Genomic DNA, 23,582 nt, shown 5'->3' on the forward strand with positions numbered 1-23,582 from the left:
CGCGGGCTTGTGACTACGGCGTGAGCGGCCTTCGTGGTATCATGCCCCTGTCTGATTCCATCAGGGAGGCAGTCATGATCCATGCGGCACAAGATGCAGCGCATCCGGGCCTCGACCCGCAATCCGCCGATTTTCTCGATCGTTTCGCTGAAACCATCCGCGCCGAAAGCGGCACGGACCTGCCGCACGACTATTTCGTCGCGGAAGCACGATTGCGGCTTTCCCGCCGCGCCGTCTCGTCTTCCGGCGAGCGGCGGGCGGAGCCGGAACGCCTCCAGTCGTCGGCCTGCTTCGATTGCTGGGCGAAGGGCGAGCACACCGCCTGACCGCGCCGGCAATGTCGAGCCGGGGCGGAACCACGGTCGGCCCCTTGCGTTTGCGTAGACGGCCTTCGTGGCCAAAACCCGGACGGTTTGGCCGCTCCGGCCTCATCTGCTACAATGGTCCCGTTGAAACGACAGGAGATAGTCATGAGACTTTTTGAATGCGGTTCACTCGTCCCCGGATGCGACTGGCATACGCGGGCCAATGACGACGCCGAAGTCGTCCGCCGTGCGGTCGAGCACATGCGCACCGCCCATGGCGAGACCATGATCCGGGAGAGCATGGTCGAGCATATCAAGGAACGCATCGTCAACGAAAAGGCCGCCGACGCCGCCTGAGGCGACGGGTCAGCCTTCCATTGCAAGAACCTCCAGCCGGGCAAGCAGCTTTGCCCGGCTCTCATGGAAATTGCCGGCGACCCACGCGTCCTCAATGGCCGAAAGCGCCGCGCCGACCCTCGGCCCGGCGGGAATCCCGACGGCCAGCACATCCGCGCCCGTCAGCGGGAAGGACGGCTTCTGCCATTTTCCCGCGCGCGCCAGCAACCGCTGGCAGAGGCCAGCGAAGGCCAGCGCCGTTGGATCGCCCGGCCCGCGCGCCCGCGCGGCGGCAAGCGCCAGCTTGAGACGCATGACCAGCCCCTGCGGCCCGTTCTTGTAGAGCAGCCGGTCGAAGGCGGTTTCGGCGAGTTTTGGCGCGATCTCCTGCGCGGATGCCCAGTAATCGAGCGTGGCGGCTTCCGCCTTGGAAAGGCGCAGGCGCTCGGCAAGTCCCTTCAGCCGGTCCCGATCGGCGGGCACCATGGCGGCAAGACGCAGCAGCGCATCCGGCTTCCAGCCGAAAACCCTCTCCGCCTCGATCAGGCCGGGAATGGCGTCTATGCCCCATTTCTCCGTCTCGGGCAGGATTTCCGTCAGCACGCCCGCCTGCCGCATCCAGAGCAGCGCCCGCCCGGGATCGGGCGCACCCAGCAGCTTCTTCATCTCCGACCAGACACGCTCGGCCGACAGCTTGCCGAGTGTTTCCTTGGCCCGTGCACAGGCCTTCAGGCCTTCCGCGTCCGGCCGCCCGCTGCCGTAGAGCGCAAAGAAGCGGAAGAAGCGCAGAATGCGAAGATGGTCTTCCGCGATGCGGGTTGCGGCATCACCTATGAAACGCACCGCGCGGCTTTCGATATCCGGTAGGCCATTCACGAGATCGACCACCGTTCCGTCCTGCGTCGCATAGAGCGCATTGATGGTGAGGTCGCGCCGCTCGGCGTCCATCTGCCAGTCGGTGCCGAAGGCGACTTCCGCACGCCGCCCATCCGTCGCGACGTCCCGGCGAAGCGTCGTCACCTCGAAGGGCGCGCCGTCGATGACCAGCGTCACCGTGCCGTGCTCGATGCCCGTCGGCACCGCCTTGATGCCTGCCGCCTTCGCGCGCTCAACAACGATCTCTGGCCGCAGCGTGGTCGCGATGTCCACATCGGCCACCGGCAGCCCCATCAGGCTGTTGCGCACGGCCCCGCCGGCCACGCGCGCCTCGCCGCCGTCGCTATTGAGCAGCGCCAGCACGCGCGTCAGCGCCGGATCGGAAAACCACGTCTCGCCGGAGACAGACGTCATGCATAGAGCCTTTCGTAGATCACCCGCACGATACCGGCGGTGATGCCCCAGATATTATGCCCCTCATAGGGCATACGGTAATAATGCCGCTCGTCGCCGAGCCAGACGCCGCTGCCCCGCCCGTGATTGCGCGGGTCCATGAGGAAGGAGAGCGGCACATCGAAGACCTTCTCCACCTCGGCCGGATTGGGAACCAGCGCGAAACCCGGCTGCACCACCGCCAGCACCGGCGTGATCGAGAAGCCGGACAGCGCCTTGTACTGCGGCAGCCGACCGACCGGCTCGACGAAGCGACGGTCGAGGCTGATCTCCTCCTCCGCCTCGCGCATCGCCGCCGTCTCGGCGTCGCCGTCCTCCGCATCCACCGCCCCTCCCGGAAAGGCCACCTGGCCGGAATGCTTGCGCATGGTCGCCGTGCGCTGGGTGAAGATGACCCGCGCCTCCTCGCCGTCGTCGACGACGGGAACCAGCACGGCCGCATCGCGCAGCTTCATGTCCTCCAGATGGGGGATGACGCCGGGATTGAGCAGGCTGTCGCCATGCTCGCGCCAGCTCGCCTCGCCGAGCGTCAGGGTCTGCGCGACGGCGCGACGGCGGAACTCGGCGGCGCTGTAGGGCGCAAGGCTCATCGGGACAAGGCATCCAGTTCGGCTGCCGGCATGACCGGAAAGACCATGCCGCCGGAGCGCACCGCGAACATCGGCACACCGTCGATCACCACGGTCTCGCCAAGCTCCACCAGATCGTACATCACCGCCCGCGAGACCAGCGCCTCCAGCCGGCCGCGCACGAGGAGATAGGGCTTCAGCTCGCTGTTTTCGCCCGCGATGACGAAGCGCAGCGGATGCTCCGGCCCCGCCTCCACCACGTCGCCGACATTGGTGCGGAAGGTCAGCACCCGCGCCGCGCCCTCCCCGCTTACATTCATCTCGACGGCGAGGAAGGGCGCATCGACGACGCGGATGCCGACCTTCTCGACCGGCGTCACCAGATAGGTCTTCCCGTCTTCGTCCCTGCGCAGCACCGTGGAAAAGAGTCGCACCAGCGGCGCGCGGCCGATCGGCGTTCCGAGATAGAACCATGTGCCGTCGGCGCGGATTTCCATGTCGATATCGCCGCAGAACGGCGGATTCCAGCGCTCGACAGGCGGCAGTCCGCGCCCGCCGGTCTCGGCGCTCGCGCGCGAGATCAGGGCGGCCAGTCCCGCAGCGTCCGTGCTTTCGCGAATTTCACCCGTTGCCATTGTTCCGTCCCGGTTCACCCCTATCTCCGCGAGAGGAAAAGGTGGATACAGACACGAGATAGTCATTTCGTGGCCGCTTGTCAGCCACGGGTGCGCTAATAAGCTTTCCATATAGCGGGCGAACGCGGCAGGACCACGATTCGCCGGGCGCTTCAAACGGACTGGAGACGACCATGGGCGTTCAAAATTCCTCCGATGCGGGCCTCGACGAGAAGGCGGTGGTCGCGGCCGCCGAACGCGCGCTGTCCGATATCGCCCGCATCCGCCAGGAAGTCGCCAAGGTCATCTTCGGCCAGGAGAGCGTGATCGAGCAAACCCTGCTCGCCGTCCTCTCCGGCGGCCACGCGCTGCTGGTGGGCGTACCGGGCCTCGCCAAGACGCGGCTCGTCGCCACGCTCGGCACCGTGCTCGGCCTATCGGCAAGCCGCATCCAGTTCACGCCCGATCTCATGCCTTCCGATATCCTCGGCTCGGAGGTGATGGACCAGGACGAGAACGGCAAGCGCTCCTTCCGCTTCGTGCCCGGCCCGATCTTCACCCAGCTTCTCATGGCCGACGAGATCAACCGCGCTTCGCCGCGCACCCAGTCCGCGCTCTTGCAGGCCATGCAGGAATACCATGTGACGATCGCCGGCGCCCGCAACGACCTGCCGAGGCCCTTCCATGTGCTGGCCACGCAGAACCCGCTGGAGCAGGAAGGCACCTATCCGCTGCCGGAAGCCCAGCTCGACCGCTTCCTGCTGCAGGTCGACGTCCACTATCCCGAGCTTGCCGCCGAGCGGCAGATCCTCCTGGAAACCACCGGCGTCCACGAGGCGCGGGCCGACGCCGTCCTTTCCGCCGAGCGCCTGATCGAGATCCAGGCCCTCATCCGCCAGATGCCCGTCAGCGAGAAGGTGCTGGACGCGATCCTGTCGCTGGTGCGCTCCGCCCGCCCCGGCAACGGCGTCGCCTCCACCGACAAGCATGTGGCCTGGGGTCCCGGCCCGCGCGCCGGGCAGGCGATGATGCTCTGCGCCCGCGCCCGCGCGCTCTACGACGGCCGCCTCGCGCCCTCCGTCGACGACGTGCTGGCGCTGGCCGAACCCATTCTCCAGCACCGCATGGCGCTGACCTTCGGCGCACGCGCCGAGGGCATGTCGGTGCGCGACGTCATCGCCGGCCTCGTCCGGCAGGCGGGCGGCTGAACGGGATAGAAGCATGGCATCCGTCGGCCAGATCGTCCAACCGACCCCGACCCGCGAGATTCTTTCGCGGGCGCAGGCCCGTGCCGCCCTCATTCCCGATTGCATGGTGGAGGCCCGGCGCCTCGCCAACACGGTGATCGCCGGCTGGCACGGCCGCCGCAAGCGCGGCATCGGCGAGAATTTCTGGCAGTTCCGCCCCTATGTCGACGGCGAGAGTCTGTCGCGCATCGACTGGCGGCGCTCGGCACGCGACGACCACACCTATGTGCGGGACCGCGAATGGGAGGCCGCCCATACCGTCTGGATCTGGGCCGACCTTTCGCCGTCGATGATGTACAAGTCCAGCTTCGGCTCCGTCTCCAAGGAAAGCCGCGCGCTCGTGCTCATGCTGGCGCTCGCCGAAATCCTCGCCCGCTCGGGCGAGCGCATCGGCTGCCCCGGCATCATGGAGCCGATCGCCGCGCGCAACACCGCCGAGCGCCTCGCGACCGCCCTGATGCACCGCCCCGCGACCGGCGGCCTGCCGGACACCGCCATGATCCGCGGCAGCAGCGATATCGTGCTGATCGGCGATTTCCTCGATCCCGTCGCCGACGTGATGGACCGCCTCGGCCCCCTCGCCCGCCGCGGCCTTCGCGGCCATGTCGTCGAGATCGCCGACCCGGCGGAGGAGCTTTTCCCCTTCACCGGCCGCACCGAATTCACCGATCCCGAGAGCGGCGAGAAGCTGACCGCCGGCCGCGCCGAGACGCTGAAGGACGACTACGCCCGCGCCTATGCCGCGCGGCGCGAGACCCTGGCGGACAACCTGCGCCATCTCGGCTGGAGCTTCGTTTCCCACCGCACCGACCGCCTCGCCTCCGAGGCGCTGGTAGCCATGCACGCCTATCTCTCCGGCATGCCGGCGATGCGGGCGGAGAGGATCGGCCGATGAGCGCTTTCGCCTTCGCCTTTCCCGCCGTACTGGCCGCCCTGGTCCTTCTGCCCGTCATCTGGTGGCTGCTGCGCCTGACGCCGCCCAAGCCGGCGAGCGAGGTCTTCCCGCCCTTCGCCATCCTCGCCTCCATCCTCAAGCGCGAGGAGACGCCGGCGCAAAGCCCCTGGTGGCTGACGCTGCTGCGCATGCTGATGGCCGCCGCCGTCATCCTGGCCATCGCCGATCCCGTCTTCAACCCGCGCGCCAATACGCTGTCAACCGGCGGCCCGCTCGTCCTCGTCGTGGACAATAGCTGGGCCGCCGCCACCGACTGGAAGCAGCGCGCCGAGACCGCCTCGGCGCTGATCGACGACGCGGAAAGCCGCGACCTGCCGGTCTCGCTCGTGCTGACCGCCGACCGAACGCACGACGCCGTGCCGGTCGATGCGGTGACCGCCCGCAACAGGCTCGCCGCCGCCGGGCCGCGCCCGCTGCCGGCCGAGCGCGACGCTGCCGTCGCAGCGCTGCGCACCGCGCTCGACGGCACCGCACCCGGCACCCTGGCCTTCATAACCGACGGCATGGCGAGCGGTGGGGCCGACGACACGGTCGCCGCCCTCAAGGCCCTTTTGCCCGCCGAGTTTCGCCTGATCGCCGGCGATGGCGCATCCGCCGTCGCCGTCACCGCGGCGACCAACGGCGCGGACGCCCTTTCCGTCACGCTGACCCGGCTCGACGGCGGCCCGGCGCGGAGCCTGCCGCTGACCGCGCATGACAGCCGCGGACGCCCCATCGCCACCGGCACCGCCAATTTCGCAGCCGGCGCGACCACGACGACTGGCACGGTCGCCGCCCCCTTCGAACTGCGCAACGACTTTTCCCGCCTCACCGTCGACGGACTTGCCAATGCCGGCGGCACCTATCTGCTGGACAATTCCTTCCGCCGCCGCCGCGTCGCCTTCCTTTCCGGCGAGGTGCTGGACGCCAGCCAGCCGCTGCTCTCGCCGCTGCACTACATCAACCGCGCGCTCGCGCCCTATGCCGACCTCATCCAGCCGAGCGTCGCCGACCTTTCCTCCGCCATCCCCGAACTGCTGGAACAAAAGCCCTCCGTGCTGATCATGGCCGATATCGGCCGCCTGCCGGAAGGCGTGCAGGACGAGGTGAAGCGCTGGATCGAGGCCGGCGGCATGCTGATCCGCTTCGCCGGCCCGCGCCTTGCCGCCGCGCCCGCCGACGATCCGCTGGTGCCCGTCATGCTGCGCAAGGGCGAGCGGGCGCTCGGCGGCGCGCTCTCCTGGTCCGAGCCGCAGCCGCTTTCCGCCTATCCGGCGAACAGCCCCTTCTTCGGCATGCGCGCGCCGGAAAACATCCTCGTCAAGCGCCAGGTGCTCGCCGAGCCGACGCCGGACCTTGCCGAGCGCACCTGGGCGAGCCTTGCCGACGGCACGCCGCTGGTCACGACCGGCCCGCTGGGCGCCGGCCGTATCGTGCTCTTCCATGTCAGCGCGGAAACCGGCTGGTCCAGCCTGCCGCTCTCCGGCGACTTCGTGGAAATGCTCCGCCGCACCGTGCAGCTTTCCCGCGGCGGCGTCTCGACGGGCGGCAGCGGCCAGCAGGCGCAGGGCCTGCCGCCGTACCGGCTGATGACCGCGAGCGGCACGCTTGCCGGCGCAACCGGCGAGGCCAAGCCGCTCGCCGCCGGCGACGCCGGACGGACGGCGGCCAGCTTCGACAACCCGCCCGGCCTCTACGGCACCGCAGACGGCTATGTCGCCCACAACCTCTTCCCACCCGGATACGCGATCGGCCCGCTTGCCGTCGCGGACGGCGCATCCATCCGGCGCGAGCCGCTGGCCGGCAAGGAGACCTGGTCGCTGAAGCCCCATCTCTTCACCCTCGCCGCCCTGCTCCTGCTGGCCGATTGCGCCATCGTGCTCCTGATGGGCGGCGCCTTCGCCATGCGCCGTACGCCGAGGCGCGGGGCGGCAACCGCCCTTGTCCTGCTGCTTGCCGCCGGGATGCTGACCGCAATGCCATCCGAAAGCCGGGCGGACGATTCCAGGCCGGGCGACGAGGCCATCCTGTCCCGGCTCGACACCACGCACCTCGCCTATGTCATCACCGGCGAGAGCGAGGTGGACCGCATTTCCGAGCGCGGCCTTGCCGGCCTCACGGAGTTCCTCACCTACCGCACGACGCTGGAGCCAGGCGAGCCGGTCGGCGTCGATATCGCCCGGGACGAGCTGGCGCTCTACCCGATCCTCTACTGGCCGGTCAGCGCCAGCGCCGAAATGCCCTCGGCCGCCGCGATCAGCCGGATCGACGCCTATATGCGCAACGGCGGCACGGTACTGTTCGACACGCGCGACCAGTTCGTCTCGCTCGACGGCAATGCGGCAAGCCCCAACACGGAGCGGCTTCAGGCGATCCTCGCCAATCTCGACATACCGCCGCTGGAGCCGGTGCCCGCCGATCACGTCCTGACCAAGGCCTTCTACCTGCTCGCCAATTTTCCCGGCCGCTATGCCGGCGGCCCGCTCTGGGTCGAGGCCGAGCTGGACCGCAAGGAAGACCCGTCCCGCCCCGCCCGCGCCGGCGACGGCGTGTCGCCGATCATGATCACCGGCAACGATTTCGCCGGGGCCTGGGCGATCGATGCGAACGGTATGCCGCTGTTGCCGACCGTTCCTCCGGACGAGATGCAGCGCGAGCACGCCTTCCGCGCAGGCGTCAACATCATGATGTACATGCTCACCGGCAACTACAAGGCGGACCAGGTGCACGTTCCCGCCCTCCTCGAACGGCTGGGACAGTAGGATGACCCTTCAGTTCTCCCCCTTCCTGCCCTGGATCGCCATCGCCCTCATCGGCATCGCCGGCCTTGCGCTCTCCGCCCTCGGCCTGTGGCGGGGGCTGCGCGGCGCCTTCCTGCGCGCGCTCGCCCTCCTGCTGCTGGTGCTTGCCCTTGCCAACCCGGTCTTCCTGCAAGAGGATCGCGAAGCGCTTTCGACGGTCGTTCCCGTCATCGTCGACCGCAGCCAGAGCCAGGCAAGCGCGGAACGCACCGCCCAGAGCGACGCCGCGCTGGCGGGCCTCAAGGAGCGCTTCGCGCGCTATCCCCGCATCGAGCCGCGTATCGTGGAGGCCGGCGACGACGACACCTCCGACACGCCCTCCACCCGCCTCTTCGACGCCCTGAACGCCGCCATCGCCGATGTGCCGCGTTCGCGCGTCGGCGGCGCGATCCTGATCACCGACGGCCAGGTGCACGACATTCCCGAAACCGCGGCCTTCTCCAGCTTCGACGCCCCGGTCCATGCGCTCGTCACCGGCCGGCCGGACGAGTTCGACCGCCGCATCGAAGTGGTCAGCGCGCCGCGCTTCGGCATCGTCGGCGAGGAGCAGGAGCTGAAATTCCGCGTGGTGGACGACGGCAAGGAGCCGGACACGCCGGCCCGTGTGACCGTGCGCCTCAACGGCAACGAGATCGCCTCGGAAATCGCCCAGCCCGGCACCGAACAGCCGCTCGGCTTCACCGTGCCGCGCGGCGGCAACAATATCCTGGAATTCGAGGTCGATCCCGTCGAAGGCGAGATCACCACCGCCAACAACCGCGCCGTCCATGTCATCGAGGGCATCCGCGAGAACCTGCGCGTGCTGCTGGTCTCGGGCGAGCCGCATGCCGGCGAGCGCGCCTGGCGCAACCTGCTGAAGTCCGACACGGCCATCGACCTCGTGCACTTCACCATCCTGCGTCCGCCGGAAAAGCAGGACGGCACGCCGATCAACGAGCTGTCGCTGATCGCCTTCCCGACGCGCGAGCTGTTCGTCGACAAGATCAACGAATTCGACCTCATCATCTTCGACCGCTACCAGCATCGCGGCGTGCTGCCGATCCTCTATTACGACAATATCGCGCAATATGTGGAGAACGGCGGCGCGCTGCTGATCGCGGCAGGCCCCGAACATGCGGGCAACGATTCCATCGCCGGCACGCCGCTTTCCGCCGTGCTGCCGGCCACGCCGACGGGCGCGATGAACGAAGCCCCCTTCTATCCGCGCCTGTCGGAGCAAGGCAGGAAGCACCCTGTCACGCGTGGCCTTGAGGGCGCGAAGGACGAGCCGCCCCACTGGGGCCGCTGGTTCCGCACCGTCGATGTGGAGCGCCCCGAGGGCAATGTCGTCATGGAGGCCAATGACGGCAAGCCGCTGCTGGTGCTGAACCGCGCCGGCAAGGGCCGCGTCGCGATGCTGCTCTCGGATCAGGGCTGGCTGTGGGCGCGCGGCTTCGAGGGCGGCGGCCCGCATGTCTCGCTCTACCGGCGCATGGCCCATTGGCTGATGCAGGAGCCGGCGCTGGAGGAAGAGGCGCTGACCGCGCGCACCTTCGGCCGCACGCTGCAGATCAACCGCCAGACCATCGGCGACGCCCCGGGCGAGGCGATCCTCAAGCTGCCGTCCGGCGGCACGCAGCGGGTCGCGCTCAAGGAAGCCGAACCCGGCCTCTTCCGCGCCGAGATCGCCACCAGGCAAACCGGTCTCTACGAGATCACCAACGACAATCTCAGCGCCCTCGTCCACGTCGGCGCGGTGGACGCGCCGGAATTCAAGGCGACGATCTCGACGACGCAGACGCTGCAGCCGCTCACCGCGGCCACCAAGGGCACGGTCCGCCGGCTCGTCGCGGAAAGCGGCGAGGCCGTCTCCCTGCCGCCGCTTCTGCCGGTCTCCGGCCAGATCCGCACCATCGACGAGGACCGCCTGTCGCTGCGCATGACGGACGAGACGGTGCTGAAGGGCGTCAACTCCCTGCCGCTCTTCGCCGGCTTTGCCGGGGTCGGCCTGCTGCTCCTCGCCTTCTCGGCCATGTGGTATCGCGAAGGGCGTTGACCCCTGCCGCGTTTCGGCTAATCTTGCCGCACGGCCGGAGGCGGCCGGCAGACCCGCGCCTTTCCCGAAGGCATGGCGAACGCCTCCTCAAGAACCTTTCTCCACCGTTCATCGTTGGGCGAAGGCGTCGGCAATGCGGGCACTGACGGGGACTTCGCCGGAACGAAAGGAACGGACATGCGCGATTTTCGCGATGCCAAGGCCATGGCGAAAGCCATGCGGGAAACGCTGGCCGCCCGCAATATCGAGATCAGCCACAGCGAAGCCCTCGAAATCGTCGCCCGCCAGTTCGGCGTGGAGACATGGAACATTCTCTCCTCGAAGATCGAAGCCAAACCGCCGGAAGGCGGCATCGCCTTCGAGCAGGCCGTGCCCATCGTGCGCATCTTCGACGTGGCGAAGGCGCATGAATTCTATCTCGGCTTCCTCGGCTTCTCCGTCGACTGGGAGCACCGCTACGGCGACCGCTTCCCGCTTTATACGCAGGTCTCGCGCGGCGGATTGCGGCTGCACCTTTCCGAACATGCGGGCGACGCCACGCCCGGCGGCAACATGGTCGTCTACATGAAGGGCATCCGCGCCTTTCAGAAGGAGCTGATCGGCAAGGACTACCCCTATATGCGGCCGGGCCTCGAGGACGAGGGCACACGGCTGGAGGTGACGGTGACCGATCCCTTCCAGAACCGCATCCGCTTCATGGAGTTGAAGGACTGAAACCCTTTCCGGCTGGGTTACCCCTCATACGGCCTGCCGGCCACCTTCTCCCCGCAAGCGGGGCGAAGGGGATATGCCGAACCGGCTTCCCCAGCCAATGATGATGCGTGGGGCAAGTCCCCTCTCCCCGCTTGCGGGGAGAGGGTTAGGGTGAGGGGCAAATTGTCGAGGGAGGGCCTTACCGCCCTTCCGCCCCATCGTCCCGCCAGGCGATGACGCCCTTCAGCCGCTCATGCGTATCTTCCGCAAAGGGCATGACGAGCACGCGGGCCGGATCGACAGGACCGGGGAAGGTAAGCGCGTTCCACGCCACCTTCTCGAAGCCGAGCGGACCATAATAGGGCGGATCGCCGACGAGCACGACGGCTTCCGACCCCTTGCGCTTCGCGGCAGCGCAGGCGATGCGCAGGAGTTCCCGGCCGATGCCCCGGTTCTTGTGCGAGGGGCGCACGGCGAGCGGACCGAGCAGGTGCGCCTTCACGCCGCCGGCCAGAACGGGCGTCATGCGCACCGAGGCGATCGTCTCGCCGTCGTCCGTGCAGACGAAGGAGAGCGAGAGATCGTGCGGCCCCTGCTCGCGGATACGCGCGGCGGCACGGACGTGCCGGCCCGGGCCGAAGGCTTCCTCGTTGATCAGTTCGATGGCGGCGTCGTGGGAGGTATCTTCCGTCAGGTAGACGATATCGTGCTTGAGCATGTTCATGGATCAGGGAACCGGATACGAAGCTGGGATGCAGGTGATCGCGCCGCCGCCGAAGGGGGCGCAGCGTGAGCATCAGCGTCGTCGTGGGGTTCCCGTGTAGAACATGCCTGTCGTCTTCCTCGCCGGCCGGAGCGCCGGTACTGGTCTGCGCGGATAGCAGAAATTTTCACTCTGTCAAAGAGCAAAACGCACCGTTCACTAAAAAGCGCCTATCCAGCCCCGCCCCATGCGCTATCTATGAACGCACGTTCAGGCCGCGATCGGCGGCGAAGGAGACAATCATGGGCATGCTCGTTGACGGCGTCTGGCATGACGTCTGGTACGATACGAAGGCGACGAAGGGCCATTTCCAGCGTTCCGTCTCGCAGTTCCGCAACTGGATCACGCCGGACGGCGCGCCCGGCCCGACCGGCGAAGGCGGCTTTGCGGCTGAGGCCGGCCGCTACCATCTCTATGTCTCGCTTGCCTGTCCCTGGGCGCACCGCACGCTGATCTTCCGCAAGCTGAAGAAGCTAGAAGACCTTATCACCGTCTCCGTCGTCGATCCGCTGATGCTGTCGAAGGGCTGGGAGTTCAAGGGCGAGAACGGCGGCACGCTCGATCCGCTGTTCGGCGCCGCCGCGCTCTACGAGGTCTATCTCAAGGCCGATCCGCACTATTCCGGCCGTGTCACCGTGCCCGTCCTGTGGGACAAGAAAGAGAACCGCATGGTCTCGAACGAATCGGCCGAGATCATCCGCATGTTCAACACCGCCTTCGACCATATCACCGGCTCGCGCGAGGACTTCTACCCGGAGCCGCTGCGCGCCGAAATCGACGCGCTGAACGACAGCATCTACGACACCGTCAACAACGGCGTCTACAAGGCCGGCTTCGCGACGACGCAGGAAGCCTATGAGGCCAACGTCAACAGGCTCTTCACGATGCTGGACAGCCTTGAAGAGCGGCTTTCGACGAAGCGCTACCTCACCGGCGGGCGCATCACCGAGGCCGACTGGCGGCTCTTCACGACTCTGGTGCGCTTCGATCCGGTCTATGTCGGACACTTCAAGTGCAACATCCGCCGCATCGCCGACTATCCGAACCTCTACGGCTACCTGCGCGACCTCTACCAGGTGCCCGGCGTCGCCGACACGGTGAACATGCGCCACATCAAGGAGCACTATTACCGAAGCCACGTCACGATCAACCCGACGGGCGTGGTACCGGTCGGCCCGCAGATGGACCTTTCCGTCCCGCACGGTCGCGAAGGGCTGAAGGCGGCCTGAACCTACCAGTAATCCGCGAAGGGCGACCGGCCGGCGATCTCCTCCAGCCGCCGGCGGGTCGCCGCCGTGGTCGCGGCCGGCAGGGCGTCGAGCGCAAAGAAGCCGGCCTCGACAATCTCGCGATCCCGGAGGCGCGGCGCCGTCTGCGCCACGCCATCGCAGCGATAGAGCAGCACATGGTCGCGCTTGCTGGTCTGCCGGTTGAAATAGACATGGAGGAGCTGCGGCGGCGCGCCGATGGCAAGGTTGCCCTCCTCCCTGATTTCCTTGGCCAGCGCCTCCAGCGCCGTCTCCCCCCGCTCGATGCCACCACCCGGCAGATGCCAGCCCGGCACGTAGCTGTGGCGCACGAGGAAGATGCGGCCGGCCTCGTCGAAACAGGCCGCGCGAACGCCCATCGTCATGCCGCGCGACAACGCGAAGTAGCCGTGCAGCACGCGCTTCACAAGGTTCACGAACGGGCCTCCGACCGGCGAGATGTTGTCATCCATCGCGGCACTTCGCCGGAACCGCCCGGCCAAATCAAGACACACCACCGCAAATGGCAAGGAATATCCACGCCTTGCGTTTCCCTTGCCGGTCTTATGCTCTAAGGAAAGGTATGTTCAGACTTGCCCATATATCGGACGTCCACCTCGGGCCGCTGCCGGCCCTCACCTTCCTGGAACTGTTCTCCAAGCGCATCACCGGCTTCGTGAACTGGCACCGCAACCGCCGCCGGCACCTCTTCACCAACACGCTGGACATCGTGCTGGACGATATCGAGCGGCAGAACCCCGACCATCTGGCCATTACCGGCGACCTCGTGAACCTCGCCTCTTCACTGGAGATCGCCGCCGTGAAGCGCTGGCTGCCGGAAGCGGGCACGCCGGAAAACGTCTCCGTCGTGCCGGGCAATCACGATGCCTATGTGCGCGGCGCCTACGAGAAGTCGACGCGCGCCTGGTATCCCTACATGCGCGGCGACGCCGGCCCGGACGAGTGGCAAGAAGACAGGCACGTCTTTCCCTATCTGCGCGTGCGCGGGCAGGTGGCGATCATCGGCTGCTCGACGGCGGTGGCGACCCCGCCCTTCTCGGCGTCAGGCTATTTCGGCAGCCGGCAGGCGCGCGAGGCGGTGAACATGCTGCGCGCGGCGGGCGAGGCCGGCCTTTTCCGCGTCGTGCTCATCCACCATCCGCCGATCCGCGGCGCGACTTCCTTCCACAAGCGCATGATCGGCATCCGCCGCTTCGCCGCGACCATTTCGACAGGTGGCGCGGAGCTGGTGCTGCACGGCCATACCCATCTCAACACGGTGAACTGGCTGCCCGGCCAGACGAAGCCGGTGCCGGTGGTAGGCATCGCCTCTGCCTCGCAGGGACCGGGAGGCCACAAGCCGCCGGCGGGGTACAACCTCTTCTCCATCTCCGGCGCGCCGGGCAACTGGACCGTCGAGCGCGAGCGCTATGCGCTGACCGGGGACGGCCTTGCGCTGACGCTCGCCGAGACCTCGCGCTTCTAGGCACGAATAAATCCACGGCCCCATCCGTTCCCTCCACCTGAAGCGGCCTGCGCCCGGCAGACGGCCCGATCGAGGAGGAACCTGACATGCTCCGCCATACCATGCTGCTATCGTTCTGCGCCGCCGTTTCGCTGACGGCGTTCTCCGCCGCGCGCGCGGCCGACAGCGACACGACCACCCCGCCCGTGGCGACCGAAACCACCACGACCTGTACCGGCGGCAAGATCTGGAGCACCGAGAAGAAGGAATGCATCGCGGCGGAGGACATGAAACCGGCCAAGCACAAGAAACCGGAAGAGCAGAAGAAGTCCGAGCGCGAGATCGACGACAGGCTCTACGCCGCCGCACGCGAATTCGCCTATGCCGGCCAGTATGGGAATGCGCTGCGGGCATTGCGCGCCGCCTCGGACCAGGAAGACCCGCGCATCCTCAACTATCTCGGCTACAACACCCGCAAGCTCGGCAACATGGAACTCGGCATGCGCTATTACAGACGGGCGCTGCAGAAGGACGAGAACTACATTCTCGCCCGCTCCTATATGGGCCAGGCCCTGATCGAACAGGGCGATATCGAGGGTGCGCGCGTGCAGCTCGTCGAGATCCGCGACCGGGGCGGTGAGAACACCTGGGCCTATCGCGCCCTCCTTCAATCGCTGGGCGGCGAACGCACCGGCTACTGAGCCTGTCCCGGTCGGGGACAAACGTCGCGGAACGCGGGGAAACTGCGTTCCGGTTGCCGTTCGCGCTTGCGGACCCAAGGAAGAATGTTTCATATCAGGCGGTCGCTGCCCGGTCGGGAGCGAATAGAGTTTTGATCCCGAACGTTCCCTTGGAAAAGCAATGCGTCCGACGGCAGAATCGAAAGAGTTCCGGCGAGAATTGGTCAATTTGCTGCCGAAGTTGCGGCGTTTCGCCATGACGCTGACGCGCAACGGCAGCGATGCGGACGACCTCGTACAGGAGGCCTGCGAAAGGGCCATCACGCGAAGCCATCTGTGGAACGGGGAAGGCCGGCTGGAAAGCTGGGTTTATGCAATGACGCGCAATCTCTGGGTGGACGAGATCCGCAAGCGAAAGGTCCGCACAGGGTCCGGTACGGTAGATGTTGCCGAGCAGGATAGCCTGCATATCGAGGCGTCGGCCGACAAGGCGGTCTATGCCAAGCAGTTGCACAAGTTGATCATGACCATGCCGGAAGGCCTTTCGAGCGTCTTCCTGCTGGTGAATGTCGAAGGCCATAGCTATCGGGAAGCGGCGGATATCCTCGGGATACCGATCGGCACCGTGATGAGCCGGCTTTCGGCGGCCCGCATCAGGCTCGCGGCCATGATCTCCGAACAGACGGAAAGGAGGGCCTGATCGTGGAAAGCACGCAGGGTCTCCCGCTCGAAGTACGCCTGTCGGCCTATCTGGACGGCCAGCTACCGGAAGCGGAAGTGGAAGAAATCAACGCCCTCCTCGCCGCCGACGACGCTGCGCGCGCGACCTATGAGAAGCTCAAGCTCGGCAGCGAATTCGGCGCGCGCGCCTTCGACAGGATGCTGCAGGACCCGATCCCGCTCGATCTGGTGCGCAACATCAAGGAAGCCGGCAAGGACGAGGACGAAACGCCGAAGCTCGGCATCGCCGCCATCCCGGTCTCCGCCGTGCCCGCCGCGCGCCGCAGCGCCTTCTGGCCGCAGGCGCTCGCCGCCTCGCTGGTGATTTTCCTCGCCGGCGGTGCCGCCGGCTATCTTATCTCCGAGCAGAAGCAGACCTCCCAGGTCGCCTCCGAGTCCTTCGCGCCCGTCCGCACCTGGCTGGACGATATCGCGGACTACCACCGCATCTATGCGCATCAGACGCGCCACCTCGCGGAGGTGGCGGCCGACGACAAGGCCCATATCGTCGAATGGCTCACGGCCAGCACCGGTGTCGGCTTCACGGTGCCGGACCTCTCCGCCCAGAACCTCACCTTCGAGGGCGCGCGCCTGTTGGTGGCCGGCGGCCGGCCGACCGCGCAACTGCTCTACCGCGACGCCGAGAACGAGGTCTTCGCGATCTGTTTCCTGAAGAGCGAACCGGTAGACGGCAAGACGGATCTGACGGAAAGCATCCGCGACGACCTCGGCCTTATCTCCTGGCAGCGGGGCAATGCTTCCTTCGTCGTGGTCGGCCCCTCCTCCGACCCGAATCTCGAGCGCATCGCCCAGACGGTCGCCACCAAGATCTGAGCGCATTCCGCCCAAACAAAAGCGCCCGGCAGCATCGCTGCCGGGCGCTTTCTTGTGCCGTAGCGCGCGATCAGCCGCGTGCGGCGATCACATGGTTGGCCGCCGAGACGATGGCTTCGAGCGAGGCCGTCACGATATTCGTGTTGATGCCGACGCCGAACAGCTTGCCGCCCGGATGCTGGACTTCGACATAGGCGATGGCCGCCGCGTTCGAACCCTGCTGCAGCGAATGCTCGGAATAATCGACCACCGACATCGGCACGCCGAGATAGATCGACAGCGCATTGATGAAGCCGTCGATCGGGCCGGTGCCCTTGCCCTCGATGCGTTTGGCCTCGCCACCGTCGGTGATCTCGGCGGCAACGATGCGCGATCCCTTGTTGCCGGCATCGGGATAGGTGTGGTGGTCGACGAAACGCAGGCGCGTGCCCGGCTGCGTGACATAGCGCGCGATGAAGCTTTCATGGATGCGCTTGGCCGGCAGCTCCACGCCTTCCTCATCCGTAATGCGCTGGATCTCGTCGCGGAACTCCACCTGCAGGTTGCGCGGCAGGTTGATGCCGTAGTCTTCCTGCAGGATATAGGCGATGCCGCCCTTGCCGGACTGCGAGTTGATGCGGATGATCGCCTCGTAGGAGCGGCCGACGTCCTGCGGGTCGATCGGCAGGTAGGGCACTTCCCACAGCGGCTTGTTGGCCTTCTTGATGGCCTTCATGCCCTTGTTGATGGCGTCCTGGTGCGAGCCGGAGAAGGCCGTGTAGACCAGTTCGCCGACATAAGGGTGTCGCTCGGGAATGACCATCTCGTTGGAATATTCGTAGACGGCCTTGATGCGTTCGATATCCGAGCAGTCGAGCTTGGGATCGACGCCCTGCGTGTACATGTTCAGCGCCAGCGTGACGACGTCGACATTGCCCGTGCGCTCGCCATTGCCGAACAGCGTGCCTTCCACGCGATCCGCACCGGCCATCAGGCCGAGTTCCGTCGCGGCGATACCGGTGCCGCGGTCGTTATGCGGATGCAGCGAGATGAGCACGTTCTCGCGGTTGTCGATATTGCGGCACATCCATTCGATCTGGTCGGCATAGATGTTCGGCGTCGCCATCTCGACGGTCGAGGGCAGGTTCAGGATCAGCTTGTTGTCGGCCGTCGGCTTCACGATCTCGACGACCGCGTTGCAGATTTCCAGCGCCACTTCCAGCTCGGTGCCGGTGAAGCTCTCCGGCGAATATTCGAAGCGATAGCCGCCGCCGGCCTTGGCCGCCATGTCGGTGATCATCTTGGCCGCATCGGTCGCGATCTGCTTGATACCTGCGACGTCCTTGGCGAATACGACGCGGCGCTGCAGCTCGCTGGTCGAGTTGTAGAAATGGATGATCGGCTGATGCGCGCCTTCCAGCGCCTCGAAGGTCCGGGTAATCAGCTCGGGACGGCACTGCACCAGCACCTGCAGCGAGACGTCGTCCGGCACGTTGCCTTCCTCGACACACCAGCGGGCGAAGTCGAAGTCGGTCTGCGAGGCAGAGGGGAAGCCGATTTCGATTTCCTTGAAGCCCATGTCGAGCAGGAGCTGGAACATGCGGGCCTTGCGGTCGTGGCCCATCGGGTTGATCAGCGACTGGTTGCCGTCGCGCAGATCCACCGAGCACCAGATCGGCGCCTTGGTGATCGTCTTGCCCGGCCAGGTGCGGTCCGGAATGTTGATCGTGGGGTAAGGCTGGTACTTGACCGCCGCCTCGGACATGCCCTGCTTGGGGGTGTGGGTCTTCAGAATCATCGCGTCTTCTCTTCGTCGTCCCGGCATTCGCGGAAGGTCTTAGCGCAAGGATCGGCGCTTGGCGACGGCGAATGCTGGCCATGGGCGGCCAGAACCGGAATTAATGCATGGGGTGAAGCGAGGAGCTATTGCCGGCAGGGCTTTTCGGCCGCCGGGCGCTCCTCAGCGAACCCGGCAACCGCGCGTAAGGCCGAGAAGAAGAAGCGAGGAGAAGCCGCGCGAACGCTCGCGAACAGCAACGCTGCCGCGGGAAACTCGTTCGATGATCTGTGCGCCGGTCTTCAACATGAGGCGGCTTATACCGGCAGGAAGGCCGCTGTGCAACCCACCTGAAAGAAAAAGCCCTCCGCTATGGGAGGGCTTCGTCAATTCAAGGGGCAGAAACGCCTCAGATATCTGCCTGCGAGGTCACGATGCGCGAGACGAGGCCGTAGCCCTTGGCTTCTTCCGCCGAGAGCCAGTAGTCGCGGTCCGTGTCCTTGGCGATCTTCTCGATCGGCTGGCCGGTCGCGTCGGCGAAGATCTTGTTCAGGCGCTCGTTCATCTTGATGATTTCACGGGCCTGGATCTCGATATCCGATGCCATGCCGCGGGTGCCGCCCGACGGTTGGTGCAACAGGAAGCGGGTGTTCGGCAGGCAGATGCGCCGTTCCTTGGGTACGGCGACGTAGATCAGCGCACCGGCCGAGGCGACCCAGCCCGTGCCGATCATCCAGACCTTCGGCTTGATGAACTTGATCATGTCGTGGATCGAATCGCCCGATTCCACATGGCCGCCCGGCGAGTTGACGTAGATGCGGATATCCTCGTCACCGGCGGCGGCGAGCGCCACGAGCTGCGAGCAGACCTTCTGCGCCAGTTCCTGGTTGATCGGCCCGTAGATGAAGATCGAACGCGACTTGAAAAGGTTCGCCTCCGTTTCCTTGCCCAGGGGCAGTTCCGTCTTCTTGTCGTCTTCGTCGCTCATCCAAAGTCTCCGGATTGCTCGTCAATAGTCCTGTCGCCGTTCAGATAATGCGACTCACCGGCCAAGACAATGCAACAAAGCGATAACGCGCGATAGGGTTTGTCCACGCGGCGGGAAAACAGGGTAAACGCCCAGCGCCTGTCATTCGGCAAAACAACCATGGCTTTTACCATGGACGGATTGCGCCTTGCCCACTAGAGTATGCACATTACTGAAAAACTGCATCACCGACCAACCAAAGGCAGCGGAAAAGGGGATACCATGATCAAGCGCATCATACTCGCATTCACCGCATTTGCGGCCACCGCCGCGCCCGCCTTCGCCCATCTCAATCCGGAAGAGCACGGCTCCTTCATGGCGGGCCTCTCGCACCCGCTCTTCGGCCTCGATCACATCCTCGTCATGGTCGCGGTCGGCCTGTGGGCCGCACAGATCGGCGGCAAGGCGCTTTGGGGCGTGCCGCTCGCCTTCGTCACCACGATGGCCATCGGCTTCGGCCTCGCGCTTGCCGGCATCGGCCTGCCCTTCGTCGAGCCGGCCATCCTCGCCTCGGTCGTCGCCCTCGGCCTGCTGGTCGCCATGGCCGTCAAGCTCGACACCGTCATGTCCGCCGCCATCGTCGCCGTCTTCGCGCTGTTCCATGGCCATGCCCATGGCGGCGAACTCGGCTCGGCGGGCGCCCTACAGTTCGGCGTCGGTTTCGTCGTTGCGACGGCCTTCCTGCATATCGCCGGTATCGGGCTTGGCCTCGGCATCGCCCGCCTTTCCGGCGGTGCTCTCGCCGCCCGCATCATCGGCGGCCTGACGGCGCTTGCGGGGCTGGTGCTCGCCTTCGGCTGACGGCCGGCTTCCGGGCTATGGTTTGAAAAGCGGCGGTGCACGCGCATCGCCGCTTTTGTTTATTTATGGCGCGGCCGCGACGGGCGGCGCAACGCGAACCCGCTCGCCGTGAGCCTTCTCCGTCTCCGGCTCGACATGGATGGCGACATGCACGCCCGGCTGCACGGCGCCGATAGCGTCCTCCAGCCGGTCGCAGATCTCGTGCGCCTCGCCCACCGGCATCGCCGCCGGCACGACGAGGTGGAAATCGACGAAGGTCGCCGCTCCCGCCCTGCGGGTCTTGAGGTCGTGCACGCCAAGCGAGCCGGCGCCGTTCGCCGCGATCGCCGCCTTGATCGCCTCCGCCTCGTCCGGCTCCACCGCATGGTCCATCAGCCCGTCGACGGAGTGGGCGATGACCTTCCAGCCCTGGTAGAGGATGTTGAGCGCGACGAGCACCGCCAGCAGCGGATCGAGCACCGCAAAGCCGGTGGCGATCGCCAGCACGAGGCCGATGAGCACGCCGACCGAGGTGACGACATCCGACAGGATATGCTGCCCGTCCGCCGCCAGCGCCGGCGAGCGATAGCGCCGGCCGGCGCGGATGAGCACATAGGCCCAGGCCGCGTTAATCACGCCCGCCGCGAAATTGATGACAAGGCCGAGAACCGGCGCGTCCATCGGCTCGGGCGCCAGCACGGCCGGCAGGGCCGCCATGACGATCAGCAGCGCCGCCACCACGATAAGCACGCCTTCGAGAACCGCCGAGAGATATTCGGCCTTGTGGTGCCCGAAGGGATGGGTCTTGTCGGCGGGCTTGGCCGCATAGCTGACCGCCACGAAGGCGACGATGGCCGCCACCACGTTGACGCTCGATTCCAGCCCGTCCGAAAGCAGCGCCACCGACCCCGTCACCCACCAGGCGACGAGCTTCAACCCCATCACGCCGAGCGACAGTGGAATGCCCCACAGAGCGAGCCGCCTGACCTTGTCCGAATTTTTCATACCGCTCTCCATGCGCATGCAAACGAGTTGCAAAAGCCTGGTCCATCAACGCAAAACCGCGCGCACGGGGACGTGCACGCGGTTTTTCTCTTCGGGTTTCGCTATGGACCAGACAGGCGGCTTTGTCAAAGCCCGCACGGCCAGGTGCACAGGTTAGCGTCGCCCCTCCGGGGGCAACCCACCGACCTAAGCGGCCTTCACCTTCGCCTTCTTCGACAGATGCGCCACCACGTTCTCGATCATGCGCATGCCGGCGTCCTGGCCGAGCGTCATGATCGATTCGGGGTGGAACTGCACCGCCGCCACCGGCTCGCTGGCGTGTTCGATACCCATGATCGTGCCGTCCTCGCTCTCCGCCGTGATGATGAAATCACGCGGCAGCGTCGCTGGATCGGCGAAGATCGAGTGATAGCGCCCGACCGTCACCTCCTTGCCGAGGCCGGAGAAGACGATGCCCGGCTCCAGCACGCGGATGCGTGAGGGCTTGCCGTGCATGGGAACGGCAAGCTGGCGCAGTTCGCCGCCATAGGCTTCCGCCAGGGCCTGAAGCCCGAGGCAGACGCCGAAGATCGGCAGGTTCCGCTCCCGCGCCTTGCGGATCGTCGCCTTGCAGTCGAAATCCTTCGGATTGCCCGGCCCGGGCGACAGCACGACGAGGTCCGGCCTGATTCGGTCGAACACCTCTTCGGGAACCGGTGTGCGCACGGTCGTCACGTCCGCACCGGTCTGGCGGAAATAGTTGGCAAGCGTGTGGACGAAGCTGTCCTCATGGTCGACGAGCAGGATCTTCACCCCTGCCCCGACCGTCGCGACATCGCGCTGGACCTTGGCGGAATTGCCGGATCTGGCGTCGCGGATGGCTGCAATCATGGCGGAGGCCTTCAGTTCGGTTTCGGCTTCTTCTTCTTCCGGGCTGGAATCGTAGAGCAGCGTGGCGCCGGCGCGCACTTCCGCGATGCCGTCCTTGATGCGGATGGTGCGCAGCGTCAGGCCGGTGTTCATGTCGCCGTTGAAGCCGACCATGCCGATCGCCCCACCATACCACGCGCGCGGGCTTTTCTCATGCGCCTCGATGAAGCGCATCGCCCACAGTTTCGGCGCCCCTGTCACGGTGACGGCCCAGGCGTGCGAGAGGAAGCCGTCGAAGGCGTCCATGTCGTCGCGCAGGCGCCCTTCGATATGGTCGACCGTGTGGATGAGGCGCGAATACATCTCGATCTGCCGGCGGCCGATGACCTTGACCGAACCCGGCTCGCAGACGCGGCTCTTGTCGTTGCGGTCGACGTCCGAGCACATGGTCAGCTCGGATTCGTCCTTCTTGGAGTTCAGCAGCTTCAGAATCTGTTCCGAGTCGGCGATCGGGTCGTCGCCGCGCTTGATCGTGCCCGAGATCGGGCAGGTTTCGATGCGCCGGCCCGACACGCGCACGAACATTTCCGGCGATGCACCGACGAGATATTCCTGGTTGCCGAGGTTGATGAAGAAGGAATAGGGCGACGGATTGATCGCCTTGAGGCGGCGGGAGATTTCCGACGGCTTGCTCTCGCAGCGCTCGAAGAACTTCTGGCCGGGAACGACCTCGAAGAGATCACCGCGCTTGAAGCTCTCCTTCGCCTTGACGACCAGCTCGGCATATTCGCCGGGCCGGTGGTCGCCGTGCGGCGGAATGACATCGACGGTCTGGAACGGCTCGGCGGCAATCGCCTCGCCCTTGCCTTCCGTCGAAAACCCGTCCTTGGCGAAATCGTAGCGGTCGATCCAGGCCTTGGCCGCATAATGGTCGACGACGAGAATCTCGTCCGGCAGGAAGAGCACCATGTCGCGCTGGTCGTCCGGCCGCGTCAGCTTGAGGTCGATGGCGTCGAACTGGAAGGCGAGATCGTAGCCGAAGGCGCCGTAGAGGCCGAGGCTGGCATCCTCGGCCGAATGGAAGAGGTCCGTCACGGCGCGCAGCACCGTGAAGACCGTCGGCATCTTGGAGCGCTCCTCCTCGGTGAACACCCGGTCGGGCAGCTTCACGTCAAGATCGAGGCGGGTTGCCGTGCGCGCGCCGAGCGCCAGTTCCCGCACCTCGGCCAGCCGGTCGGCGATCAGCGACAGCAGCACCTCGCCGCGGGCGTTATAGGCCTCGATCCAGACGGCGCGGCCGAAGGAGGAGATGCCGAGCGGCGGATCGACCACGGCCGTATCCCAGCGCGTATAGCGGCCCGGATATTCATAGTTCGAGGAGAAGACCGCCCCGCGCCGCTCGTCGAGCTTGTCGATGTAGCTGGAGATCGCATCGGCATAATCCGCCGCGCGGCGGCGGCGCGTGACGGTCACCCCGCCGCGCGTTTCATAGGCTTCGCCGCCATCTTCCAGAATTTTCGTGGCCATTCCCCAACTCCGTTTCAGGCCCGGTCTTCGCAAGGCGGCCGAACACAAAAAAGCCGCCTCGAATTT

Annotated in this window: 23 protein-coding genes; 13 read left to right on the forward strand and 10 right to left on the reverse strand. The window is 66.3% G+C overall.

What is annotated here, in order from left to right; all coding sequences use genetic code 11:
* Positions 1-74 precede the first annotated feature (74 nt).
* Positions 75-326: a hypothetical protein gene (locus MOE34_RS12790; protein ID WP_242217425.1), complete on the forward strand. Its 252-nt coding sequence runs from the start codon at positions 75-77 to the stop codon at positions 324-326.
* A gap of 144 nt (positions 327-470) precedes the next feature.
* Entirely contained in the window at positions 471-662 is a 192-nt protein-coding gene (locus tag MOE34_RS12795; RefSeq protein ID WP_160786855.1) for a DUF1059 domain-containing protein, read from the forward strand.
* A 9-nt stretch (positions 663-671) separates the two neighbouring features.
* Here MOE34_RS12795 and MOE34_RS12800 read toward each other — a convergent pair whose 3' ends face one another.
* From MOE34_RS12800 to MOE34_RS12810, 3 genes are read right to left on the reverse strand one after another with little or no spacing between them, the layout of a single operon-like run.
* Positions 672-1,931 carry a CCA tRNA nucleotidyltransferase gene (locus MOE34_RS12800; protein WP_242217427.1) on the reverse strand — a complete coding sequence of 420 codons (1,260 nt, stop codon included), beginning with the start codon at positions 1,929-1,931 and terminating at the stop codon, positions 672-674.
* Positions 1,928-2,560 (reverse strand): CoA pyrophosphatase, encoded by a 633-nt coding sequence (locus MOE34_RS12805; RefSeq protein ID WP_242217429.1) that lies wholly within the window; start codon positions 2,558-2,560, stop codon positions 1,928-1,930. Before MOE34_RS12805 ends, MOE34_RS12800 begins: the two co-directional genes overlap by 4 nt.
* Entirely contained in the window at positions 2,557-3,174 is a 618-nt protein-coding gene (locus MOE34_RS12810) for a DUF1285 domain-containing protein (RefSeq protein ID WP_242217431.1), read from the reverse strand. Before MOE34_RS12810 ends, MOE34_RS12805 begins: the two co-directional genes overlap by 4 nt.
* A 173-nt stretch (positions 3,175-3,347) precedes the next feature.
* Between MOE34_RS12810 and MOE34_RS12815 the strand changes: the two genes are divergently transcribed.
* The 5 genes from MOE34_RS12815 (at position 3,348) to MOE34_RS12835 (ending at position 10,884) form a co-directional block, all read left to right on the forward strand.
* Entirely contained in the window at positions 3,348-4,361 is a 1,014-nt protein-coding gene (locus MOE34_RS12815; protein WP_242217433.1) for an AAA family ATPase, read from the forward strand.
* A 13-nt stretch (positions 4,362-4,374) separates the two neighbouring features.
* On the forward strand, positions 4,375-5,295 hold the full coding sequence (locus MOE34_RS12820; RefSeq protein ID WP_242217436.1) for a DUF58 domain-containing protein: 921 nt from the start codon (positions 4,375-4,377) through the stop codon (positions 5,293-5,295).
* A complete protein-coding gene (locus MOE34_RS12825; RefSeq protein WP_242217437.1) occupies positions 5,292-8,096 on the forward strand; it encodes a DUF4159 domain-containing protein in 2,805 nt (934 codons plus the stop codon). The genes MOE34_RS12820 and MOE34_RS12825 overlap by 4 nt, the downstream gene beginning before the upstream one ends.
* A 1-nt stretch (position 8,097) precedes the next feature.
* Positions 8,098-10,170 (forward strand): hypothetical protein, encoded by a 2,073-nt coding sequence (locus tag MOE34_RS12830; protein WP_242217439.1) that lies wholly within the window; start codon positions 8,098-8,100, stop codon positions 10,168-10,170.
* 177 nt (positions 10,171-10,347) lie between these two features.
* Positions 10,348-10,884: a glyoxalase superfamily protein gene (locus tag MOE34_RS12835; RefSeq protein ID WP_242217441.1), complete on the forward strand. Its 537-nt coding sequence runs from the start codon at positions 10,348-10,350 to the stop codon at positions 10,882-10,884.
* Between the two features lie 178 nt (positions 10,885-11,062).
* Here the strand turns inward: MOE34_RS12835 and MOE34_RS12840 are convergent, their stop codons facing one another.
* A complete protein-coding gene (locus MOE34_RS12840) occupies positions 11,063-11,581 on the reverse strand; it encodes a GNAT family N-acetyltransferase (RefSeq protein WP_431522440.1) in 519 nt (172 codons plus the stop codon).
* Positions 11,582-11,868: 287 nt separating this feature from the next.
* Between MOE34_RS12840 and MOE34_RS12845 the strand changes: the two genes are divergently transcribed.
* Positions 11,869-12,855 carry a glutathione S-transferase family protein gene (locus tag MOE34_RS12845; RefSeq protein WP_242217446.1) on the forward strand — a complete coding sequence of 329 codons (987 nt, stop codon included), beginning with the start codon at positions 11,869-11,871 and terminating at the stop codon, positions 12,853-12,855.
* A 2-nt stretch (positions 12,856-12,857) separates the two neighbouring features.
* Here MOE34_RS12845 and MOE34_RS12850 read toward each other — a convergent pair whose 3' ends face one another.
* Entirely contained in the window at positions 12,858-13,346 is a 489-nt protein-coding gene (locus MOE34_RS12850) for an NUDIX domain-containing protein (RefSeq protein WP_242217448.1), read from the reverse strand.
* A gap of 110 nt (positions 13,347-13,456) precedes the next feature.
* On the opposite strand from MOE34_RS12850, the gene MOE34_RS12855 reads away from it, so the two are divergent.
* The 4 genes from MOE34_RS12855 to MOE34_RS12870 all read left to right on the forward strand — a co-directional run bounded on the left by MOE34_RS12855 (position 13,457) and on the right by MOE34_RS12870 (position 16,572).
* Entirely contained in the window at positions 13,457-14,359 is a 903-nt protein-coding gene (locus tag MOE34_RS12855; protein WP_242217450.1) for a metallophosphoesterase family protein, read from the forward strand.
* An 86-nt stretch (positions 14,360-14,445) separates the two neighbouring features.
* Positions 14,446-15,039: a hypothetical protein gene (locus tag MOE34_RS12860; protein WP_242217452.1), complete on the forward strand. Its 594-nt coding sequence runs from the start codon at positions 14,446-14,448 to the stop codon at positions 15,037-15,039.
* A 160-nt stretch (positions 15,040-15,199) separates the two neighbouring features.
* Positions 15,200-15,718 (forward strand): RNA polymerase sigma factor, encoded by a 519-nt coding sequence (locus MOE34_RS12865; RefSeq protein ID WP_160786841.1) that lies wholly within the window; start codon positions 15,200-15,202, stop codon positions 15,716-15,718.
* A gap of 2 nt (positions 15,719-15,720) precedes the next feature.
* Positions 15,721-16,572 (forward strand): anti-sigma factor, encoded by an 852-nt coding sequence (locus MOE34_RS12870; RefSeq protein WP_242217454.1) that lies wholly within the window; start codon positions 15,721-15,723, stop codon positions 16,570-16,572.
* A 70-nt stretch (positions 16,573-16,642) separates the two neighbouring features.
* Here the strand turns inward: MOE34_RS12870 and leuA are convergent, their stop codons facing one another.
* The 3 genes from leuA to MOE34_RS12885 form a co-directional block, all read right to left on the reverse strand.
* Complete coding sequence (gene leuA, locus MOE34_RS12875; RefSeq protein WP_242217456.1) at positions 16,643-18,349, reverse strand: 2-isopropylmalate synthase; 1,707 nt, start codon at positions 18,347-18,349, stop codon at positions 16,643-16,645.
* A gap of 388 nt (positions 18,350-18,737) precedes the next feature.
* The gene (locus MOE34_RS12880; RefSeq protein ID WP_242217458.1) at positions 18,738-19,316 is read right to left on the reverse strand and encodes an ATP-dependent Clp protease proteolytic subunit; all 579 of its coding nucleotides are present in this window, start codon (positions 19,314-19,316) and stop codon (positions 18,738-18,740) included.
* Complete coding sequence (locus tag MOE34_RS12885) at positions 19,313-19,489, reverse strand: hypothetical protein (RefSeq protein ID WP_242217460.1); 177 nt, start codon at positions 19,487-19,489, stop codon at positions 19,313-19,315. The genes MOE34_RS12880 and MOE34_RS12885 overlap by 4 nt, the downstream gene beginning before the upstream one ends.
* Before the next feature lie 88 nt (positions 19,490-19,577).
* On the opposite strand from MOE34_RS12885, the gene MOE34_RS12890 reads away from it, so the two are divergent.
* Complete coding sequence (locus tag MOE34_RS12890; RefSeq protein WP_242217462.1) at positions 19,578-20,156, forward strand: HupE/UreJ family protein; 579 nt, start codon at positions 19,578-19,580, stop codon at positions 20,154-20,156.
* Positions 20,157-20,219: 63 nt separating this feature from the next.
* On the opposite strand, the gene MOE34_RS12895 is transcribed toward MOE34_RS12890, so the two are convergent.
* Together MOE34_RS12895 and MOE34_RS12900 are read right to left on the reverse strand one after the other, a co-directional pair.
* Positions 20,220-21,140: a cation diffusion facilitator family transporter gene (locus tag MOE34_RS12895; protein ID WP_242217464.1), complete on the reverse strand. Its 921-nt coding sequence runs from the start codon at positions 21,138-21,140 to the stop codon at positions 20,220-20,222.
* A gap of 186 nt (positions 21,141-21,326) precedes the next feature.
* Positions 21,327-23,516 carry an anthranilate synthase gene (locus MOE34_RS12900; protein ID WP_242217466.1) on the reverse strand — a complete coding sequence of 730 codons (2,190 nt, stop codon included), beginning with the start codon at positions 23,514-23,516 and terminating at the stop codon, positions 21,327-21,329.
* Between the last annotated feature and the right edge of the window lie 66 nt (positions 23,517-23,582).

Origin of the sequence: Shinella zoogloeoides, assembly GCF_022682305.1 — a bacterium.
Classification (GTDB): domain Bacteria; phylum Pseudomonadota; class Alphaproteobacteria; order Rhizobiales; family Rhizobiaceae; genus Shinella; species Shinella zoogloeoides_B.

Excerpts from the sequence above, each read along its gene's own strand:
- MOE34_RS12890 (WP_242217462.1), top strand. The coding sequence starts at position 19,578 with ATGATCAAGCGCATCATACTCGCATTCACCGCATTTGCGGCCACCGCC.
- MOE34_RS12850 (WP_242217448.1), bottom strand. The coding sequence starts at position 13,346 with ATGGATGACAACATCTCGCCGGTCGGAGGCCCGTTCGTGAACCTTGTG.
- MOE34_RS12895 (WP_242217464.1), bottom strand. The coding sequence starts at position 21,140 with ATGAAAAATTCGGACAAGGTCAGGCGGCTCGCTCTGTGGGGCATTCCA.
- MOE34_RS12855 (WP_242217450.1), top strand. The coding sequence starts at position 13,457 with ATGTTCAGACTTGCCCATATATCGGACGTCCACCTCGGGCCGCTGCCG.
- MOE34_RS12865 (WP_160786841.1), top strand. The coding sequence starts at position 15,200 with ATGCGTCCGACGGCAGAATCGAAAGAGTTCCGGCGAGAATTGGTCAAT.
- MOE34_RS12840 (WP_431522440.1), bottom strand. The coding sequence starts at position 11,581 with ATGCTCAAGCACGATATCGTCTACCTGACGGAAGATACCTCCCACGAC.
- leuA (WP_242217456.1), bottom strand. The coding sequence starts at position 18,349 with ATGATTCTGAAGACCCACACCCCCAAGCAGGGCATGTCCGAGGCGGCG.
- MOE34_RS12885 (WP_242217460.1), bottom strand. The coding sequence starts at position 19,489 with ATGGTAAAAGCCATGGTTGTTTTGCCGAATGACAGGCGCTGGGCGTTT.
- MOE34_RS12830 (WP_242217439.1), top strand. The coding sequence starts at position 8,098 with ATGACCCTTCAGTTCTCCCCCTTCCTGCCCTGGATCGCCATCGCCCTC.
- MOE34_RS12805 (WP_242217429.1), bottom strand. The coding sequence starts at position 2,560 with ATGAGCCTTGCGCCCTACAGCGCCGCCGAGTTCCGCCGTCGCGCCGTC.
- MOE34_RS12795 (WP_160786855.1), top strand. The coding sequence starts at position 471 with ATGAGACTTTTTGAATGCGGTTCACTCGTCCCCGGATGCGACTGGCAT.
- MOE34_RS12845 (WP_242217446.1), top strand. The coding sequence starts at position 11,869 with ATGGGCATGCTCGTTGACGGCGTCTGGCATGACGTCTGGTACGATACG.
- MOE34_RS12810 (WP_242217431.1), bottom strand. The coding sequence starts at position 3,174 with ATGGCAACGGGTGAAATTCGCGAAAGCACGGACGCTGCGGGACTGGCC.
- MOE34_RS12835 (WP_242217441.1), top strand. The coding sequence starts at position 10,348 with ATGCGCGATTTTCGCGATGCCAAGGCCATGGCGAAAGCCATGCGGGAA.
- MOE34_RS12800 (WP_242217427.1), bottom strand. The coding sequence starts at position 1,931 with ATGACGTCTGTCTCCGGCGAGACGTGGTTTTCCGATCCGGCGCTGACG.
- MOE34_RS12880 (WP_242217458.1), bottom strand. The coding sequence starts at position 19,316 with ATGAGCGACGAAGACGACAAGAAGACGGAACTGCCCCTGGGCAAGGAA.
- MOE34_RS12790 (WP_242217425.1), top strand. The coding sequence starts at position 75 with ATGATCCATGCGGCACAAGATGCAGCGCATCCGGGCCTCGACCCGCAA.
- MOE34_RS12815 (WP_242217433.1), top strand. The coding sequence starts at position 3,348 with ATGGGCGTTCAAAATTCCTCCGATGCGGGCCTCGACGAGAAGGCGGTG.
- MOE34_RS12900 (WP_242217466.1), bottom strand. The coding sequence starts at position 23,516 with ATGGCCACGAAAATTCTGGAAGATGGCGGCGAAGCCTATGAAACGCGC.
- MOE34_RS12860 (WP_242217452.1), top strand. The coding sequence starts at position 14,446 with ATGCTCCGCCATACCATGCTGCTATCGTTCTGCGCCGCCGTTTCGCTG.
- MOE34_RS12820 (WP_242217436.1), top strand. The coding sequence starts at position 4,375 with ATGGCATCCGTCGGCCAGATCGTCCAACCGACCCCGACCCGCGAGATT.
- MOE34_RS12825 (WP_242217437.1), top strand. The coding sequence starts at position 5,292 with ATGAGCGCTTTCGCCTTCGCCTTTCCCGCCGTACTGGCCGCCCTGGTC.